Source organism: Demequina maris (genome assembly GCF_000971155.1).
In the GTDB taxonomy this organism is placed as follows: Bacteria; Actinomycetota; Actinomycetes; order Actinomycetales; family Demequinaceae; genus Demequina; species Demequina maris.
Genome location: NZ_BBLX01000010.1, coordinates 1 through 18,385 on the forward strand (window position 1 = coordinate 1; position 18,385 = coordinate 18,385).

Consider the following 18,385-nt stretch of genomic DNA (forward strand, 5'->3'; position numbering starts at 1 on the left):
AGCTACGTCATCTGACGCACGCTCGGGATTGGCCTAGCAGCCTTCGCTAGCGGTCCGCTCGACTCGCGCGACACCGGGCTCCAAAGCGCCCGGTGTTTGTACGTACAGCGGCGGCAGCACACCGCTCTCGGTTGCCGTGATCTCGTAGCCCAGCGTGGCAGTCTCGCCCGGCTTCAACTCGATGCGGGCGGTGGCCATCGAGCGTCCAGATTCGTTTTCAGGCCGCACCTTGGTCTTCTTCCCGTCGAGAGTGACCTTCGCAACCCCAGTGCCCCGGGCGGGATAGAAAACCACGTTCGCGTGGAACTCGCCTTCGGGGACGTAGACGCCGCCGATGATCGCCTCGGGTAGCTCGCGGAGGGGCCGGTCTAGCGTGTGCGTGAATGCCACCTCGACCTCCTGGCCCGCGATCGAGCCGTCCGGGCACATGAGGTCGGTGATCGTCGCCTCACTGTCGACGTAGTAGCCGATCTTGTCGCCCGAGCCGTCGTTGACGAATACACCGACCGCGTTCTCGCGTTCGAGGAAGCCACCCGAGATTTGCGTCGTCACCAGCATCGCCTGCTCGGACTCGTCCGCGGACCACACCATGAAGCGATGCGCGTCGATGGCGCGCTCGACGCCGTCGAGCACCGCTGCCTCGCCTGAAACGATGGAGCCGAAGAGCACCGTGGCGGCGCGAGCGAAGTAGGCGTCCTGAGCGTCGCCCTCGGGGAACTCGATGTAGGTCTCGTTGAGCATGACCTGCGCGAGGTTGTCGCCGCTGATCTCGAAGGGGCCTACCTGCACCGGGTCGGCGCCCTCGAGCATCCAGCCCAGCGCGACCGGGTCGACGGAGACCACGCCATCAACATCATCGCCGCCACCCGCGGCCCAAAACCGCGTCATGAGCTCCGCCGAGCGCGGGAACTCGGGCGTGAAGTTCACGTCCTGAGGGAAGATCTCCATCTGGTCGCCGAAGATGCGCTCCTCGTCCGCGGTCAACCCGCCAATACCATTCGGCGCTTTCAGGTCCTTGGCTGTGCGGTACTCGCCCATCTCGATGCGGCCGCTGTCTACCGTGAGCTCGATGATCGCGCTCGGAATACCACCCGTGGCGCGGGGCTCCGCGTTGTTCTGCACCATCACCAGGTAGGTGCGCTCACCCTCGCCGCCGAGCATCGTGGGCAGCAGCTCCGCCGCCACGTGCGCCGCGCCCACGAGGCCCGCGAGCTCGTCCAGTTGCGACTGGAGGTCCAGGAACGGCTTCGCGACCTGATCGAGCGTGTTCGCGAGGCTCACGTCCGCGAGCGCCGACGCCTGAGTCTCAAGAACCGACGAAGCCTGCGCGAGCGGCGCGCGGTAGGGCTCGAGCACGTACGGGTCGATCCGGCCATCCTCGAAGCCGGGCACCGCGAGGGCGTCGAGGCTGTCCATCGACGCGAGCGGGGCGAGCGCCTCGGACGCCATCGCGTCCACGGCCCCGCCAGCGGCCATGAGCGGCCGCGCCTGGTCGGCTACCCAGGGCGTGTGCGCCGCGAGCTGCCAGTGCCACCCCGAGGTCGCGTCCGCGAACTCCCGTGCGGACGCCTCGAGCCCGTCGACCTCGGCCGCAAGCGCCGGGGCGTCGCGGTCCGCGACGGCGTCCTTGGCGGCCTTCGCGTGGCTGGTGAGCGCATCGGCCGACCGCAGCATCGTGGAGGCGTCCTTGGCGAAGAGGAAGCCGACGACACCCACCGCCACGATTACCACGCCCACCCCGCCAACGACCCACGGCCAGACGCGGCGTCGCGGGCGCGCTCCGTGGCGCGCGCGACCGCCTTCGAGAGGCGCGGGGGTGGTCTCGCTCATGGATGTCCTTGCTTCGAGGGTGCGGCGCTCAGGTTACCCGCCTGCGGGTACGGCAACGGCCCCGAGGTTCCGCCTCGCGGCGGTTCCCCGGGGCCGTCCGAAGAGTCTTACGCGTTCTGCGCGGCGCGGCGGCGCGCGCCGATGAACACGCCCGCGGCGCCCGCGACGAGCAGCACGGCGGAGCCGGCGGCGAGGCCGGCGTTCTCGAAGCCGGTGCCCGAGAGCTCGGAGTCCGTGCCGGCGCCGGCGACGCTGGACGCGACCACCTGGACGGTAGCGGTGTCGACGGCCTCGCCGTCGACGATCGCCGTGAGCCCGATAGTGCCTGCGGTGCCGGGCGCAGTGACGGAGTAGTCCGTGACGCTGTCCGTGATGGTCTTCGTGGCGGAGGTCACGGTGCCCGCGATCGCCGCATCCTCACCCGACGTGGTCGCCTGCAGCGCGGCGTCCGAGCCGTCGGGGCCCTCGATAGTGCACTCGAAGGTCTCGTTGACCTCGACGGTGGTGGCGTCACACGTGAGCGTGCTCTCGTCCGAGGTGTAGTCGGTGGCGAAGGCCGCGGACGGGGCGAGAACCGCGGCGCCTGCCAGCGCGGTCACGGCAAGGGTACGTACGAACATGGTGGAGCCTCCCAGCACACGACGCCCTCAGCAGCGCCGTCAAATCAACCCATGCATCATAACAACTGTTGAGCAGGTGTTTCGGGTTCGGATGTGAACTCCGCGTTAAATCACGCGTGACTCTGGTCACACCGGTAACGCGATGCTCAGCATCCCTCGGCGGTGAGGAGCTCCAGCTGAGGCTGGTTCGGCCGCGGCCCGGGGGTCATGATCAGGCCCGGGATCCCCAGCCCGTCCTCGGTCGCCTTGAGCTCGTAGACCAGGTTCACCTGCTCCCCCGGCTTGAGCTCCACGCGCTTCTGCGACATCGCCCGGCCGTCGTGGACGTCCTGCACCACCTCGGTGTCCTCGCCGTCGCGCGTGGCGCCCACCAGCTGCATCCCGGCGGGCGGGTAGACCACCACGTTGACGTGGAACTCGCCGCGCGGCACGTACTGCGGGATGCCCGTGAGGTAGCGCGGCAGCTGCTTCACGTCGCCGTCGAAGCCGTGCCGCAGCTCCACCTCGACGGTCGCGGAGGCGATGTTCCCGTCCTCGCACATGTAGTCCGTCACGAACACGTCGGACCCGATGTAGTAGCCGATCTTGGAGCCCGATGCGTCGTTGAGGAACACGCCCAGCCGGTTGGTGTCCTCGAGGAACGCCCCGCCCACACCGGTGGATGCGAGCAGCGCCTCCTCGTCCTCGTCGTCGGACCAGATGAGGAACCGATGCGCGTCGATCGCCCGCTCGAGCCCCGACAGCGTCGCCGCCTGCCCCGAGACGATGTTGCCGAACAGCTGCTTCGCGGTCCGCGCGAAGAACTCGTCCTGCTGGTACGGGTCGTCGTAGAGGAAGTACGCCTGGTTGAGCATGACCTCGGCGAGGTCCTCTCCCGTGATCTCGAGCCCGTCCGCCATGAGCGCCGGCGAGCCCTCGAGCATCCATCCGAGCGCCACCGGGTCGATCGACAGGATCCCCTCGGGCCGCTCCCCGTACTTCAGCTCCCAGAAGTCCGCGACGATCTCCGCGGTGCGCGGGAACTCCGGCGTGAGGTTCGCGTCCTGCGGGTACGTGCTCATCACGTCCCCGAAGATGCGCTCCTCGTCCTCGGTGATCACGGCGCGCCCCGCATCGTCCACCAGGTCGCGCGCGGCGGCGAAGCGTCCGAGCTCCATGCGGCCGTCGTCGACGGTGAGCTCGAAGAACGCGCCCGGCAGCCCGCCGGTGGCGCGCGGCTCCGCGTTGTTCTGCACCATCACGAGGTAGTGGCGCTCGCCCTCGCCGCCGAGCATCGTCGGCAGCAGCTCCGCTGTCGCGTGCGCGCCGTCGACGAGCCCGCCGAGCGTGCGCAGCTGGCTTTCCAGCCCGGAGACCAGGTCCGCGATGGGCGCCCAGCTCTCCGAGGTGTCGACGCCGGCGAGCGTGTCCGCCTCGCCGTGCAGCGTCTCCGAGGCGGTCGCGAGCGGTTCGCGGTACTCCTCGAGCACGTAGGGATCCACGCGGCCTCCCTCGAAGCTGGGGACCTCGAACGCGGCCAGGTCGTCCTGACCTGCCAGCGGCGCCAGCGCATCGTCCGCCACCGCGCCCACCGCCTCCCCGGCGGTCACGAGCGGGATGGCCTGGTTCTTGAGCCACGGCAGGTGGGAGGCGATCCACCAGTGCGGGCCGCTCGTCGCCGCGGTGAAGGTGCGCGCCGCGTCCTCGACCTCGGCGACCTCGGTTCGCAGCGCCTCCGGGTCCGCGTCCTCGAGCGCCTGCTGCGCCGCCTCGGCGTGCTGGTCGACGGCGGTCGCCGCGGTCGCCAGCCGGTAGGCGTCCCACGTGAGGAACGCGAGGAAGGCGCCGGCGAGCATCATCAGGACGCCGAGCGTGATCCACGGCCACCGGCGCCGCCGTCGCGGCGGCGTGGGCGCGTCCTCGTCCCCCATGCGTGCTCACCCCCAGCAGCGCCGGCCGGGCATCCCGGCCGAGATCTACGCGATCACGGACATTCTAGGCACGGCGGACGATGCGCGTCACTGGTGGGTTTGGCACCGTCCCCGCGGCCTACCTGCAGGGATGCCCCGTGACCGGCGCGGCTTCCGCGGGTAGGCTCGGCTTGCGTCCGGTGAGCGTCCGGGCGACGCAGCGCGCCATGCGGAAGCTGCGGATCACCACGAGCGGGGGCGTCGGTGAAACGTCAGTTCGTCACCCTTCTGGGCGCACGCGGCGCCGCCGGCATCGCGCAGGCCGCGGTGCTCGTGCTGGTCGCCCGGTGGATGCAGGTTGCCGACTACGGCGCGCTCATGGCCTGGGCCGGCATCCTGCTGGTCGCGTGCGCGATCGCGGACGTGGGCATCGGCAACTACGTGCTCGTCGAGCAGCCCAAGGGACACGACACGCACGTGCGGCGCGCGCTGAAGGTCAACACGGCCACCTCGGTCGGCGGCGGCGTCCTCATGGCCGCCGTGGGGTGGTTCGTGGCACCCACGGGGCTCGAGGCGGCCTTCGCGGTGCTCGCGATCGCGGCGTTCCTCGAGAAGAACACCGACACGCTCACCTACCTGGCCATCGCGAACAAGAACCAGGTGGTGCCCGCCGCGTCGATCCTCATCCGCCGGCTGGGCAACCTCGCGGTGACCCCCCTGCTGTACTTCCTCGGCGTCGACGCGGCGCTCGCCTACGCCACCGGCTACGCGCTCACGTGCGCGATCGCGCAGGTCCACGTGCGGCTCACGGTGGCGCGCCCGTACCCGCCGGGCGAGGTCGAGGCGCCGTGGACGGTGCTGCGCTCGAGCCTGCGCTTCATGGTCGAGCTCGCGTCGGGCCAGGCGCGCATGCTCGACACGTTCATCGTCGCGACCGTCGCCGGACCGGCGGCGGCCGGTGCGTACGCGGCCGGCGTGCGCCTCGCGAACCCGTTCGCGCTCATCGCGGGCACGCTCGCGAACGTGCTGACACCGCACGTGTCGAGCGCGGACCACGAGACGTCACGGCGCCTCGCTCGTCGCCTCGCCGTGGGAACCGCGGGGCTCGCGGTCGCGTCGGTGCCGGCGGCGCTGATCATCGCGCCGCTGGTGGCGAAGGTGCTGGGCGAGGGCTACGAGGCCTCTGAGGGCGTGTTCGCGTGGGCGCTGCCGGCCATCGTCTTCGTGGGCATGGCGACGGCCTTCGCGGGCTTCCTGCAGGCACGTGGCCACGCGACCTTCGTCGCGATCGCCGCCGCCACCAACGCGGTCGTGCTGCTGTCGCTTGTCGCCGTGGGCGCGGCGCTCGTGGGGGCCGCGGGAGCGGCCGCGGGCCTGTGCACCGCGGCGTTCCTCTACTGCTCGGTGCTGGCGGTGCGCGCACTGCGCGTGTAGCCCGCCCCGGTCAGGACTGGCGTGCGGGCTCGGCGTCAGGGTCGAGCGCATCCTCGTCGGAGAGCTTCTCGTCCTCGGGGATGTCCTCGTCGGTGACGTGCACCTCGTCGTCGGGCTCGAGGTCCGGGACGGGCTCGTCGCCGATCTCGTCCTCGAGGACCGCGTCCGCGCGCGCGTCGAGGTCGAAGGAGCCCTGCTCCTCGGCCTCGGCGTCCACCTCGACATCCGTCTCGCCCTCGGCAGGCTCCTCGTCCTCCTCATCGGCGAGGTGCGGGATGTCCTCGTCCTCGAGGTCCTCGTCCTCGAGCTCGGCCACGGCGTCCTCGAAGTCCGCCGCGTCGCGCTCGACCGGCTCGTCGTCCTCGGCGCCGTCCTCGTCCTGGAGGTGCGGGATGTCGACGTCGGCCATCCCGGAGACCTCGGCCGCGTGCTGCTCGCCGGTCGTCTCGTGCGCCTCCGGCTCGTCCTCGGGCTCCTCGTGCTCCTCAGTCTTCGCGGTCTTCGCCGCGGACTTGGCGCGCGAGCGCGGCGCCGCCTTGGGCTTCGCGGGCTCGGGCTCCTCGACCTCGGCGGCCGGGGTCTCGTCGACCTCCGGGGCCTCGACCGCCTCGGCCTCCGGCTCGTCCTCGGCGGCCGCATCGTCCGCGACCGCATCGTCCGCGGGCACGGCAGGGCCGTCGACCTTCTCCTCGACCGCGTCCCCGTGGTCGTCCTCGTCCGAGGCGGCGTCCTCGTGCTTCTTGTGCTTGGCCGGCGCCGCGTACTCGCCGTACGAGTACGCGTAGCGGCTGCGGTACGCGCCCCGGCGCGGCACCGCGTCGAGGATCACGCCGATCGCGTGGCCGTTGACCTTCTCGAGGTCCTCGACGGCCTTGGCGAGCTCGTCGACGGTGGTGCGGCCCGCGCGCGCCACGACCAGCGCGCCGTCGGTGCGCGCGGTGAGGATCGCGGCGTCCGTGACCGGCAGCAGCGGCGGCGAGTCGACCAGCACGATCGACTCCGGCGGGAACGAGTACAGCAGGTCGCGCATCGCGTCCGAGCCGAGCAGCTCCGAGGGGTTGGGCGGGATCGAGCCCGCCGCCAGCACCTCGAGGTGGCCGGTGGAGCCGTAGGGGTGGAGCGCGTCGGCGAGCTTCACACTGCCCACGAGCACGTCGGTGAGGCCCACCGCGTCGGGCAGGCCCAGGTTGGCCGCGATCGCGGGCCGGCGCAGGTCGGCGTCGACGACGACCACGTCGCGGCCGCTCTCCGCGATCGCCTGCGCGAGCTTCGTGACGGTGGTCGACTTGCCGTCGCCCGGCGACGCGGACGTCACGACGATCACGCGCGGCGGGTGGTCCACGTCGACGAACTGGAGGTTCGTGCGCAGCTGGCGCACCGCCTCCTTCATCGCGAAGTCGCCCTCGGCGATCGCGACGCCCGCCTTGGCGATCGCGGGGTCGAACGGCAGCGCGCCCACGACCGCGATACCGAAGATGTCCTCGACGTCAGACTGGCTGCGGATGCGGCGGTCCTGCGTCGAGCGGATGACCGCGAAGACGATGCCGGCCACCAGACCGAGCATCACGCCGAAGGCGATCGCGAGCTTCACGCGCGGCGAGCTGGGCGCCTCGGGCAGGGCGGCGGAATCCAGGGGGAGGACGCCGAAGGCCGACACCGTGGTCCCGGCAGCGGCGGCCTGGGAGTCCTCGATCTCCGCGACCAGCGCGGTGAGCTCGTTGACCCACGCGTTCGCGAGGTCGCGCGCCGCCTCGGGGGTGGGGCCCTGGGCATAGACGCGGATCACCGCGGTGTCCGAGGGGTTGGAGATGGTCACGAGGTCGAGCAGGTCCTCGGCGGTCGCGTCGATCCCTGCAGCCTCGCCGGCGCGGGCCGCGACCGTCTGCGACTTGGCGATGTCGACGTAGCTCTTGATGTTGGACTCGGCGTCGTTGCCCACGAGGGTCGACCGGTCGCCGGAGGAGCTGTCGGTGGTGATGACTGCCGACGCGTACGTCGTGTAGATGGTCTCCTGGAACGCGGTCCACCCGAGCGCGACGGCGCCGCCGAGCACGGCGAAGACCGCGATCGCCAGCCAGCGCGCCCTGAAGACGCGCATGTAGTCAGTCAGCGTCATCGTTGCCCCCGTTTCGCGACGCCCTGCCGGTCAGTGTATTCCTCGCGTTTCCACGTGCAAGAGGCACTTTCGTCTTCACGGTGAGGACGCGGCCGTCGCGCAACGTGACGCGGCGGCGGGTGCGGCCCCGCGCATCGTCCCCTCCCTCGCGGACGATCGCGGTCACGAGGATGCACGCGGCCACCATCGCGGCGAGCCTGCTCATCGACTGCAGCAGCGGCCCGCGCATGAGGATGAAGCCGTAGCCCGCCAGCAGAGGCAGCAGCAGGGCGGGAAGCGTGGTGTGCCCGAAGCCGATCGGGCCGTCAAAACGGAGCCGGTCCTCCATACGTCTCGAGCCGTATCCGAACGCGACGAAGGCCAGACCCATGCCAAGCCAGCCGAAGTCGATCCACACCTCCACCGGCAGGGGTGAGGACAGGTTGCTGATGTAGAGGTCGAAGTAGTCGCCCAGGAGCACGCCGGTGTCCTTGCCCTTGTCGGGCCACATCGATCTGGGCACCCAGAACAGCAGCGCGGAGCCCGTCTGATGCCCGAGGGCGAAGCCCTCCTTCTCGATGTAGTTGACGCCGTTGGCGGTCATCACCACCTGGTCGTAGTCCTTGGTCGCGATCTTGTCCGCCACGGACTCGACCTCGACCGCGGTGCCCTCGCCGAGCGACGAGTACCGCGTCACGTCCGTGTACGGGAAGACCACGAGCGCGCCGAGGATGCCGAAGATGATCACCCACGTGAAGCGCCGGCGTCCCATCCCGGGGAGGGCGTACGCGAGGCCCACCAGCACGGTGAGCGCCCAGTAGCGCGCGCTGATGAGCGGGTTGTTGACCACGATGTTGAGCGCGAGCACCCAGCCGAGCCATAGGAAGTCGGTGGGGCGGCGGTCCTTGCGGACGCGGATGACGATGAGCCAGCCGATCAGCGCCACGAGCGAGGGCCCGGCCGATGCGGACGACAGCAGTCCCGACAGCACCTGGGAGGACTCGCTGCGCAGGCCCGAGGACTCGTAGGCCGCGGTGAGCGCGCTGCGGCTCTGGAAGAAGACCGCGGGGCCGCCGATGCCGCGCACGTAGACGATGGTCGCGAGCGTCGCGAAGATCGACAGCCCCACCAGACGGGGCCGGGTGAGGACACGGCTGGCGCGGCGCGGGGCGTCGGCGGCGGCTTCGCTGACGCGGCCGAGGCGGTGGCCCACCTCGAACGCGATGGCGGCGACCAGGAAGATCACCTCGGCGGCGGTCATGTAGCCGTGCTCGACGAGGAAGAAGCCGAAGCTCTGCGTGTTGAGCTGCGCGAGCGGCACCACGCCCACCGCGATGTAGAGGAACATCCAGAACGTGCCGGCGACGATCTTGGGCCGGTCCTCCGCGATGAGGAACGCGAGGCGGACCGCGGACAGTGCGACCATCGTGAGCGCGAGCGGGTACAGGCCCGGCTCGATCTCCGCCTGCTCGGGGGTCACCGGCAGCAGGAGCACCGGAATGCTGATGGCGAGGATCGCGAACGCGAGCGGGATCGCGTTGAAGGCGGCCTCGCCGAGCCCACGGAGGCGGCGCAGCGCCTGACGGATCCTGGAGCTGCGGCGGGTGGCGGCGGCGTCGTGCACCGCGGGCGCGCTCATGCGCACCTCGCGTCACGACAAGCGCCAGACCCCACGGCGGCCCCCCTCCGGCATGCCAGCGGCGTCCCCGCGACGCCGCTCCGCGCCGGGAGACCCTCAACGGCCTCAGGTTAGACCCGGTACCCGCGCGCTGAACAGGGCCGTCGGTTTCGACGAGCCTCCCCGGGGAACGTCCTGGGGGACGATGCGGCGGTCCCGGTATCCTCAAGGCTCGACCCGGCATTCGAGGTGAGGAACGCGATGACCGCCATCCTGACGGTGTGCACCGGCAACATCTGCCGCTCCCCCGCGGCCGAGCTGCTGCTCGACCGCGTGCTCGGCGACGTCGCCGCGGTGTCGAGCGCGGGGACGCACGCGCTCGTGGGCCGCGGCATCCCGGAGCCGATGATCGCGGAGCTCGCGGCGGACGACATCGACGGCGCGCTGCACCGGGGCCGGCTGCTCACCGAGGGCCTCATGCGCGACACCGACCTCGTCATCACCATGACGGCCGAGCACCGCCAGCTCGCCGTCCGCACCGGGCCGTTCGCGCTCAAGCGCACGTTCACGCTCGCCGAGCTGGCCGCGGCGGCCGGCACCGGCGCGGTACTCGAGGGCTCGACGCCCGAGGAGCGGCTCGCCGACATCCCGCGCGCGATCGCCGCGCATCGTCACGTGCTCGCCGGCTACGACCTCGACGACGTTCCCGACCCCTACAAGCGCAGCCAGGCGGTCTACCACGAGTCGTACGCGCTCATCCGGGGCGCGGTGCTCGAGCTCGCCGACTGGGTGCACGGGGACTGACGCCTCCCGGCGGTCGGGAGGCGCCGTCCCCGGCCGCTAGGCCGATGCCGTGCGCGGCTCCGCGACCATCTCCTCGATCTGCTTCGCGGCGTGCTCCCACGTCCACCTCTCCCGCGCGTAGTCGCGCAGCGCCACAGCGGCCGGTTCCGCATCGTCCCCCGCTGCCGCGGTGAGAGCCTCGGCGAGGACGTCGGGGTCCTGGGGGAAGGTGCTCGCGACGCCATCGTGCTCGGCCTCGAGCATCGCGACCACCCGGTCGCTCGCGACCACCGCCATGCCGGCGGAGGCGGCCTCGGCGACGGCGATGCCGAAGCTCTCGTCGTCGCTCGCGAGGATGAACACGCGCATGCGGCGCAGCAGGTCGCGCCTCTCCCGCTCCTCGACCGCGCCGAGGAAGTCGACGTGACCCGCGATCCCGAGGCGCTCGACCATCTCGCGGGGGTCGTACGGCAGGCTCTCCTCGATGGGACCCGCGACCACGAGGTCGTGGCCCTGCTCGGCGAGGCCGGAGCGGGCGTACGCCTCGATCGCGAGGTCGACGCGCTTCTTGCGTGCCACCCGGCTGAGGAAGAGCACGCCGGTGCGGTCCTTCCACGGGGTGCCGATCGCCTGGAGCGCGGGGTCCACGCCGAGCGCCATCGACGTGACGCGCTCGAAGCCCTTCTCGCGCAGGAAGCCGGCGTCGCGCTCGGAGTCCGCGACCACCCGGTGCGCACCCTTCATCTGTGGGCGGAGCAGGAGCGTGTCCCACGCTGCGTTGAGCGCGGGGTTGTTCGGCGAGTGGTGCGGGGTCCAGACGCCGTGGGGCGCGACCAGGTACGGCACGCCGGCACGCCGCGCCTCACGCATCGCGACGATGAGGAGGAGCCCGTAGACGCCATGGATGTGCACGACGTCGGCGCGCTGGACCTCATCGCGGATGACGCGGCGCATGCCGCGTCCGTAGCCGACGCGCCCCGGCCCTACGAGCGGCACGGCGACGACGCGGGCACCCTCGACCTCACGGTCGGCGTCCGTCTCGGCGCCCAGGTCGGTGGCGACCACCGTGACGGTGTGGCCGCGCTCGCGCTGGACGGGCACGAGCCCGCGCAGCAGCGACGTGGGCCCGCCAAGCCTCCGGCTGATCCCCGGGGCGACGTGCAGGATCCTCATTCTCGAACTCCCTCAGCTCGTCGAGGACGCGGCGGAGCGGAGCCCGACCGCGTTTGCGGTGGACTAGTGCGAACGATCACCCGACGTCCGTCGGGAGGCGATGACCACGGTCGTGGCGCCCGCGATGAGGAGGAGCCCGGCGCCGCCGGCCATCAGCGCGCCGTCGAAGCCCGTGACCGAGAGCGTCTCGGTGGTGGTGCCGGTGGTCGTCTTGGCCGTGTACGTCTCGGTGAGCACGCCCGTGGTGGTCTTGGGCGTCTCGGTGGTGGTCGTCTTGTGGGTCGTCGGCGTCTTCGTGTCCGTCGGCGTGGACGTCTCGCTCGGCACGGGGCCGCCCTGCGGGCTCGGCGGGACGTACGCGAAGGCGGCGGCCGGGATCAGTGTCAATCCCCCAGCCAGGACTGCTGCTGCAACAGTGCGACGGATCATGTCGTCACGCTCCCTCATGCGGTGCAGGCCCCCTGTCTGCACGCCTTCGACACTAGCACCGGGCGCCCCTTTTGTGGCGGTATTTCCGTGTTTGCGCGCGGTCGATTCTCGCGGGCCTCTCCGGTGCGGCTCACGCCGCGGGCGAGCCGAGCGGCGGGGCGGCGAGCGGAGCGCTCTCGGCGCCGGCCGCGAGCGCGAGCACGCCCTCGAAACGGTCGACGGCGGCGTCCCGCGACAGCTGCTCGCGACGGTAGCGCTGACCGCTCGCGCCCAGGGCGTCGGCGAGGGCGGGGTCGCCCGCGAGATCCTCGATCGCGGCGAGCAGAGCCGCGCCATCGCCCGACTCGGTGACCACGCCCGCACCCGATCTGCGGACCTCGTCGGCGCTCGCGCCCGTCGCATCCACCGAGGCCACCACGGGCCGCCCCGAGGTGAAGTACGAGGTGAGCTTGCTGGGGACCGACATCTCCGCGACGCCGGGCCGCTCGTTCACAAGCAGCACGTCCGCCGCGACGAGCGCGTCGCGGAAGGCGTCGTCGTCGAGCGTGCCGATGAACTCGATCGCAGGGTTGCTGCCGGCCGCCTCCATGAGACGGTCGCGGTCGGAGCCATTGCCGACCATGACGAAGCGGACCTTCGAGCGCGTGGCCTCGGCCCTCGCCGCCGCCTCGACCACGGTGTCGAGGCCCTGCTTCACGCCCATGTTCCCGGCGTGGACGGCGATCACCGCATCGTCCTCCCAGCCCATGCGGGCGCGGGCCTCCGCCCGGTCCGGGAGCGGGGCCTCCTCGAGGTGCGTCCAGTTGCGCACGATGTCGATCTTCGCGGGGTCGATGCCGTAGTCGCGCTCGATCGCCGCGGCGAAGCGCTCGTGGATCGCGACCACGCGCGTCGCGCGGCTCAGCACCCACCTCTCGACGGCACGGACGACCTTCACCGAGGCGCCGTCGCCGCCGCCGGTCTCGGCGAGCCCGAGCCCGTAGAGGTCCTGGATCCACACGACCACGGGAGTGCGCCGGTCGAGCAGCGTCGCGCGCGCCATCACCACGGCGGTGGCGAACAGCGCGGGCGAGAGGAGGAGGCGCACCTCGGCGGGCTCCCATCGCGACAGCACGACGCGGAGGCCGAAGCTGCTCTCGGAGAGCAGGCGCATCAGCGAGGTCGGCCTGCGGGGCACGAAGTGGCGGCGGCGGGTGAGCCGCACCCCCGCATCGTCCTCCCGGGAGGTCCAGGCGCCATAGCCCTCGTAGATGCGCCAGCCCGGGTAGAACGGCTGCGGCGCGGCGACGTCGACGGAGCGTCCGCGCGCGGCGAGCGCGCGCGCGAGCGACGTCGCGTACGGCGCGTTGCCGTTCGGCTCCGGTGCGTAGTGGGCGCTGACGACCGACACGTCCACGCCCGTGGTCCCCTCGCGCATGCGCCCCCCTCAGCGGCTTCGCGGATCAGTATGCGCCGGACTTGCCCACCACAGCCCAGAACGTGCGGAGGATGATGACGACGTCGCCGCCGAGCGACCAGTTCTCCGCGTAGTACGCGTCGAGCTCCATCGAGGCCTCGGGCGACAGCGACGAGCGGCCGCTCACCTGCCACAGGCCGGTCATGCCGGGCTTGACCAGCAGGCGGCGCTGCTCGAGGTCGCCGTACTGCTCGACCTCGGCGGCGATCTGCGGGCGCGGCCCGACGAGCGACATGTCGCCCTTGACGACGTTGATGAGCTGCGGGAGCTCGTCGATCGAGTAGCGCCGCATGAAGGCGCCGAACCGCGTGACACGGGGGTCGTTCTTCGGCTTGTAGAACATGCCCACGTTGTCGCCGACGACCTCCTGGAGGCGCTTCTCCGCACCCACCTCCATCGAGCGGAACTTCAGCATCGCGAACGGCTCGCCGTCCTTGCCGATGCGCTCCTGCCGGAAGAAGACGGGGCCCTTGCTCGTGAGCTTGACCAGGGCCGCGACGATGAGCATCGGGATGGCCGCGAGCGCGAGCAGCAGCCCGGCGCCGATGCGGTCGACCGCGTCCTTGAGCGAGTAGCGCGCGCCGGTGAAGGCGGCGGAGTCGACGAAGAGGAGCGGGACGTCCTCGTGGCGCGACATGAGCACGCGCGGGCCGGCGATGTCAGCGATGCCAGGCGCGACGATGAGCGTGACGCCGGTGCCCTCGAGCGCCCAGCCGAGGCGGCGCGCCTCCGCCATGGAGACCGAGTCGTTGGCGGAGAGGATCAGGGCGCCCGCATCGTGCTGCGCGACCAGGTCGGCCGCGTCCTCGATGGCGCCGAGCACGGGCACGTCCTTGAGGTCCTCCTCGAGGCCGGCGCTGCTCGGGTCCGCCAGGCACACGCCGACCACCGAGTACGCGGACTCGTGGTTGCGCTGCAGGCGGCGGACCAGCTGCTCCGTGGTGCGGCGCGGCCCGGCGACGATCACGGCCGTGCGGCACAGGCCCGCATCGCGCTGCTTGTTGAGCCACGAGCGCCACACGCGCCGGTAGCCGAGCAGCACGAGCGTGCCGAGCGGCAGCGCGAAAAGCAGGTAGCCGCGGCTGAAGCCCCACTGGGTGAAGAAGCCGACGATCGCGACGATCGCGACCGTGCGCATGCCCGCCGAGACCACCCGCTGGTACTCCTGCGGGCCGGCGCCGAGGATGCGCGAGTCACGCGAGTGCAGCCACCCGAGCTCGAACATCCACAGCGCCGAGACGGACACTGTGATCCACCAGTAGTCGACGCCGGCCGGCCCGAAGTGAGAGGCCAGGGGCTCCCACGCGAACCTCACGCCGTGCGCAAGGATCATCGTCATCGCGATGACGAAGGCGTCGGTGACGACGAGCTTGCGCTGGAGGCTCTTGGCCCATTCCTTCGATGCGGCCGCGCGAGGCGGTGCCCCTGCGGAAGTCGATGCGTGCACTGCGAGCGCCATGGAGATCCCCCAATCGTCCTCTGCGCTGGGCCGCGTCGGCCCCGTTCACCGGAGCGTTACGAGGCGTCCTTCGACGGAGTGCGCCGCGCGGCGACCATGACCGTGGCAGCGCCGGCGATGAGCAGCGCACCGGCTCCGATCGCCATCGACGTGCCTCCGAAGCCCGTGACGGAGAGCGTCTCGGTGGTGGTCGTCGGCGTGCCGGTGGTGGTGGCCGTGTAGGTCTCCGTGTAGACGCCGGTGGTCTTGGGCGTCTCCTTCGTGGTCGTCTTCTGCGTCGTCGGAGTCTTGGTGTCCGTCGGCGTGGACGTCTCGCTCGGCACTGTGCCGCCCTGCGGGCTCGGCGCGATGTACGCGAACGCGGTGGCAGGCATGAATGCGATGCCCCCAGCAAGAACTGCAACTGCAACGGTGCGACGGATGTTCACGTCACTTCCCCCTCATGCCCCTCAAACAAGCGCGGCCCCCCGGCTGGCTCGTTCTCGACAGTAGCACCGCATGTCCGGTTTGTCCGCTGTTTTTCCGTTCGCGCCTTTTGGGGTGCAGGAATCGTGCGGATCGAGGGGTTTTTGTGGGGCTTGAGGGTGCCGGGGGCCGGGGCGCCGGGCGCTGGGCGGCGGGCGCTGGGCGGCGGGTGCTGGGAGTCAGCTGCCGAGTGCCGTCCGCGGGGAGCCACCCGCCGGGAGCCATCCGCCGGATTGATCATCCGGTGCGGATCCGCGGCCACTTTCTCGCATTGCCCGATCACGGGGAAGCGCGAGGCCGCTCGAGACGCGCCGCGATGGTGTCCGCGAGCATCCGACGGCACCACTCGGGCCTGTCACGCAGATCCTTGAAGGAGAAGCGCACCGGCAGCCATCCGATCGCGGCGAACTCGGTGTTGCGCTCGCGATCCCGCGCGACCGCCCTGGGCCCGGTGTGGTCGGCATCGCCGTCACACTCGAGGTCGACCTTGGCGGCGCGGTGGATGGCGTCGGGGATGCGGCGCCGCCCGTTGACCACCATAGGGACCTGCCATTCGAGCTCCGCGAACTCCGGTCCCGTGAACACCTCGCGACGGGCCATCACCTCGGTCGGGGAGGTGGCGCCCGTGAGGAAGTCGCCCATGATCGCGTCAAACGTGCGGCGGTCGGGCAGACGCGCGCGGCGCGACGCCGCGTTGACGAGCCGCCGCGGCCCGGCGATCTTGAGCCAGAGCGCCCGGTACAGGATGTCCTTGCGCCGGTCCGACGACGCGCATGCCCACGCGTCGAGCAGGGCGTCCTCTGCCAGCAGGCACCGCGACCCGAGCGCCGAAGAGATCGCGGACGGCCTCGGCAGCCTCGGCAGGTGGATCCAGGCGGGAGGGCGCGTGCTCCATCCGGGCGGGACCACGGCGCGGACCCGCTCCGGCGCCGGGAACGCGCGGTTGCGGAGATGAAGGGCCGACTCCCCGGCGATGAGAGCGGCCTTCTTCGACCACACCATCACCGCCTCGCACCGGACGTCGTGCGCCTCGGCCTGATCGGCCGCGACGTACACCCCCGGAAGCAGGGCGACGAGCCCGCCGCGAGCAACGGCCTCCTCCAGCCCCACGCGCCCGATCGCGCTCAGGACCGTCGCCCGCGTGAACGCGCGAGGGTAGAGGACGGGCTCGGCTTCGCGCAGCCGGTCGAGGAACGCGACGACCCTGCTCTCCACCTTCCTCGACCGCCCCATGCAGGCATGGTGACTGCGGCCCTGGTGGCGCGGGGCAGGTTTCCGGGATCTGTGGAGATCGACGGCGTGGAGGCAGGCACGCCCTCATCGGCGCTCGCGGCCGGCACCCGTCGTCCGCGCGATCATCCGGTGCGCGTTACCGGCACAAGATGCGCACCCGATGATCGCGGCGCGCCGGGCTAGGACGAGGCGCTCGGGGTGGGCGTAGTCTCCGGCGCCGGGCCCTCGAATAGCTGCGAGCACGCCCGCATGCCGGAGTCGCCGCCATCGGGCAGCGGATCCGCCTCCACGCATGCGACCGCGCCGATCGTGAACTGCGCGTCAAGGATGTTCGCCCGGTGACCCGCCGACCCCATCCAGAGCTCCACCACATCCGCCGCCGGGAGGTCCGTGCGCGAGAGGTTCTCCCCCGCCATCGCACCCTCGTGGCAGGTGGAGACCAGGGTGTCGTGCTCGAGGTCCGGATCGTCGACGAACGGCTCCGCACGCGTGGCAGCCTTCTCGGCGAGGCAGTCGCTCCACTGCACCGGGTCGAGCCCGTTCTCCACCCGCTGCTCGTTCGCGAGGTCGAACATCTCGCGCGCGAGTTCGTCCGGCGGGGGCGCCGTGGAGGAGCAGCCCGCGAGGGACCATGCGGCGAGGACGGCCGAGCCCCAGGCAAGGGCGAGGCGGCGAACCGGGCGTCCCCGCATCGTCAACACCCGTCCTCGAGCCACACCTTCACGAAGGCCGCGCTCTGATACGCGTAGTGATAGCCCCAGTACCAGGGGTCCAGGTGCTCGCCCGAGGAGACGTAGGCGATGTCGCCGTCCCAGCATCGCTCCATGATGACCCGCGTGCGCGTGAGGTGCGGCGTCGTGGTGATGACCGCGACCGACTCCCACCCGTTCTCGTCGATGAGCTCGCGCATCCAGCGGGCCTCGCCGCGGGTGGTGAAGGGGTCGGGCTGCGAGCAGTAGACCGTGAAGTCCTGGGGCTCCTCGCAGATCTGGACCGCCTCGGGGCGCTTGGCGCGCTCGCCCGCGTCGTAGGCGGCCTCGGCGAGCGAGACCACCATGGTGTCGGTGAGGCCGTCGTCGATCATCGACTCCGCGAGCTCCATACGCGGGTCCGTGGGCGGGCCGATGACGTAGACGGCGTCGACCTCGCGGGGCTCGTCGCGCGCCGGGAACACGTACAGCGGGAGGCCGACGAGCGCGACCAGCACCGCCGCCGCGCCGAGCGCCACCACCACCGCCACCAGCCGTCTCACCCGGCGAACCCTACCGGGCGTAGGTTTCGCCCCGGTGACGCTCAGCAGCCGGTCCGGAACGCCACCTTGAGGAACCCGGCCGTCTGATAGAAGGCCTGCTGGAGCATGTAGCTGGCCGGGATGTGCTCCTGCGAGTCGAGGTACCGGAGGTCGCCGTCCCAGCAGCGCTCCATGATCACGCGCGTGCGGGAGAGATGAGGAGTGAAGGTGATCACGCCGACGGACTCCCAGCCGTTCTCCGTCGCGAGGTCGCGGATCCAGGCGGCCTCGCCGGCGGTCGTGAACGGGTCGGGCTCGCCGCAGATGACGGTGTACGGCTGCGGCTCGGTGCAGACGGTGTCGGCCATGGGCGTGTACTCGCGCTCGACGTCGCCGGGGTGGATCGAGACGACCAGGGTGTCGGTGTCACCCTCCGCGATCATCTGCTGCGCGAGGGCGATGCGCCCGTCGGTCGGTGGCCCGATCACGAACACCGCGTCGACCGGCCCGGGCTCGTCATGGGCGGGGTAGACGTACAGCAGGAGGCTCGCCACCACGAACACCGTGATCGGGATCAGCATTGCGATCACGATCTTCATCCCCCGGCCCATGCGGCGACAGTAGCCCGCGGCGCGCGCGGGCGGAATGGGCGGTTCTGAAGCGCCGTACG

Annotated in this window: 16 protein-coding genes; 2 read left to right on the forward strand and 14 right to left on the reverse strand. The window is 71.3% G+C overall.

Features of this window, described 5'->3' with window-relative positions:
- Window positions 1-33 precede the first annotated feature (33 nt).
- The 3 genes from AOM02_RS11230 to AOM02_RS11240 all read right to left on the reverse strand — a co-directional run bounded on the left by AOM02_RS11230 (window position 34) and on the right by AOM02_RS11240 (window position 4,360).
- Window positions 34-1,830, reverse strand: a complete 1,797-nt coding sequence (locus tag AOM02_RS11230; RefSeq protein WP_062299255.1) for a DUF4012 domain-containing protein — start codon at window positions 1,828-1,830, stop codon at window positions 34-36.
- Window positions 1,831-1,937: 107 nt separating this feature from the next.
- The gene (locus tag AOM02_RS11235) at window positions 1,938-2,429 is read right to left on the reverse strand and encodes a hypothetical protein (RefSeq protein ID WP_062299256.1); all 492 of its coding nucleotides are present in this window, start codon (window positions 2,427-2,429) and stop codon (window positions 1,938-1,940) included.
- A gap of 167 nt (window positions 2,430-2,596) precedes the next feature.
- Entirely contained in the window at window positions 2,597-4,360 is a 1,764-nt protein-coding gene (locus tag AOM02_RS11240; RefSeq protein ID WP_062299257.1) for a DUF4012 domain-containing protein, read from the reverse strand.
- Window positions 4,361-4,603: 243 nt separating this feature from the next.
- Here AOM02_RS11240 and AOM02_RS11245 point away from each other — a divergent pair, with 243 nt between their 5' ends.
- Window positions 4,604-5,773, forward strand: coding sequence for a lipopolysaccharide biosynthesis protein (locus tag AOM02_RS11245; protein WP_062299258.1), 1,170 nt, complete (start codon window positions 4,604-4,606; stop codon window positions 5,771-5,773).
- Between the two features lie 10 nt (window positions 5,774-5,783).
- Here AOM02_RS11245 and AOM02_RS11250 read toward each other — a convergent pair whose 3' ends face one another.
- A complete protein-coding gene (locus AOM02_RS11250; protein ID WP_082105053.1) occupies window positions 5,784-7,889 on the reverse strand; it encodes a polysaccharide biosynthesis tyrosine autokinase in 2,106 nt (701 codons plus the stop codon).
- Window positions 7,876-9,507 (reverse strand): hypothetical protein, encoded by a 1,632-nt coding sequence (locus AOM02_RS11255; RefSeq protein ID WP_062299260.1) that lies wholly within the window; start codon window positions 9,505-9,507, stop codon window positions 7,876-7,878. The genes AOM02_RS11250 and AOM02_RS11255 overlap by 14 nt, the downstream gene beginning before the upstream one ends.
- 240 nt (window positions 9,508-9,747) lie before the next feature.
- On the opposite strand from AOM02_RS11255, the gene AOM02_RS11260 reads away from it, so the two are divergent.
- Window positions 9,748-10,290 (forward strand): arsenate reductase/protein-tyrosine-phosphatase family protein, encoded by a 543-nt coding sequence (locus tag AOM02_RS11260; RefSeq protein ID WP_062299261.1) that lies wholly within the window; start codon window positions 9,748-9,750, stop codon window positions 10,288-10,290.
- A 36-nt stretch (window positions 10,291-10,326) separates the two neighbouring features.
- Here AOM02_RS11260 and AOM02_RS11265 read toward each other — a convergent pair whose 3' ends face one another.
- The 9 genes from AOM02_RS11265 to AOM02_RS11305 form a co-directional block, all read right to left on the reverse strand.
- A complete protein-coding gene (locus tag AOM02_RS11265) occupies window positions 10,327-11,442 on the reverse strand; it encodes a glycosyltransferase (protein ID WP_062299262.1) in 1,116 nt (371 codons plus the stop codon).
- A gap of 63 nt (window positions 11,443-11,505) precedes the next feature.
- Entirely contained in the window at window positions 11,506-11,871 is a 366-nt protein-coding gene (locus AOM02_RS11270; RefSeq protein ID WP_156156198.1) for a hypothetical protein, read from the reverse strand.
- 130 nt (window positions 11,872-12,001) lie between these two features.
- Window positions 12,002-13,288: a glycosyltransferase family 4 protein gene (locus AOM02_RS11275; protein WP_082105054.1), complete on the reverse strand. Its 1,287-nt coding sequence runs from the start codon at window positions 13,286-13,288 to the stop codon at window positions 12,002-12,004.
- A 25-nt stretch (window positions 13,289-13,313) separates the two neighbouring features.
- Window positions 13,314-14,786 carry a sugar transferase gene (locus tag AOM02_RS11280; RefSeq protein WP_062299264.1) on the reverse strand — a complete coding sequence of 491 codons (1,473 nt, stop codon included), beginning with the start codon at window positions 14,784-14,786 and terminating at the stop codon, window positions 13,314-13,316.
- A gap of 56 nt (window positions 14,787-14,842) precedes the next feature.
- Window positions 14,843-15,160 carry a hypothetical protein gene (locus AOM02_RS11285; protein ID WP_062299265.1) on the reverse strand — a complete coding sequence of 106 codons (318 nt, stop codon included), beginning with the start codon at window positions 15,158-15,160 and terminating at the stop codon, window positions 14,843-14,845.
- 370 nt (window positions 15,161-15,530) lie between these two features.
- A complete protein-coding gene (locus AOM02_RS11290; protein WP_156156199.1) occupies window positions 15,531-16,484 on the reverse strand; it encodes a putative endonuclease domain-containing protein in 954 nt (317 codons plus the stop codon).
- A gap of 179 nt (window positions 16,485-16,663) precedes the next feature.
- Entirely contained in the window at window positions 16,664-17,176 is a 513-nt protein-coding gene (locus AOM02_RS11295; protein ID WP_062299267.1) for a CAP domain-containing protein, read from the reverse strand.
- Window positions 17,177-17,178: 2 nt separating this feature from the next.
- Window positions 17,179-17,736 carry a YdcF family protein gene (locus AOM02_RS14530; protein ID WP_169746630.1) on the reverse strand — a complete coding sequence of 186 codons (558 nt, stop codon included), beginning with the start codon at window positions 17,734-17,736 and terminating at the stop codon, window positions 17,179-17,181.
- Window positions 17,737-17,777: 41 nt separating this feature from the next.
- A complete protein-coding gene (locus tag AOM02_RS11305) occupies window positions 17,778-18,305 on the reverse strand; it encodes an ElyC/SanA/YdcF family protein (RefSeq protein ID WP_156156200.1) in 528 nt (175 codons plus the stop codon).
- Window positions 18,306-18,385: the final 80 nt, after the last annotated feature.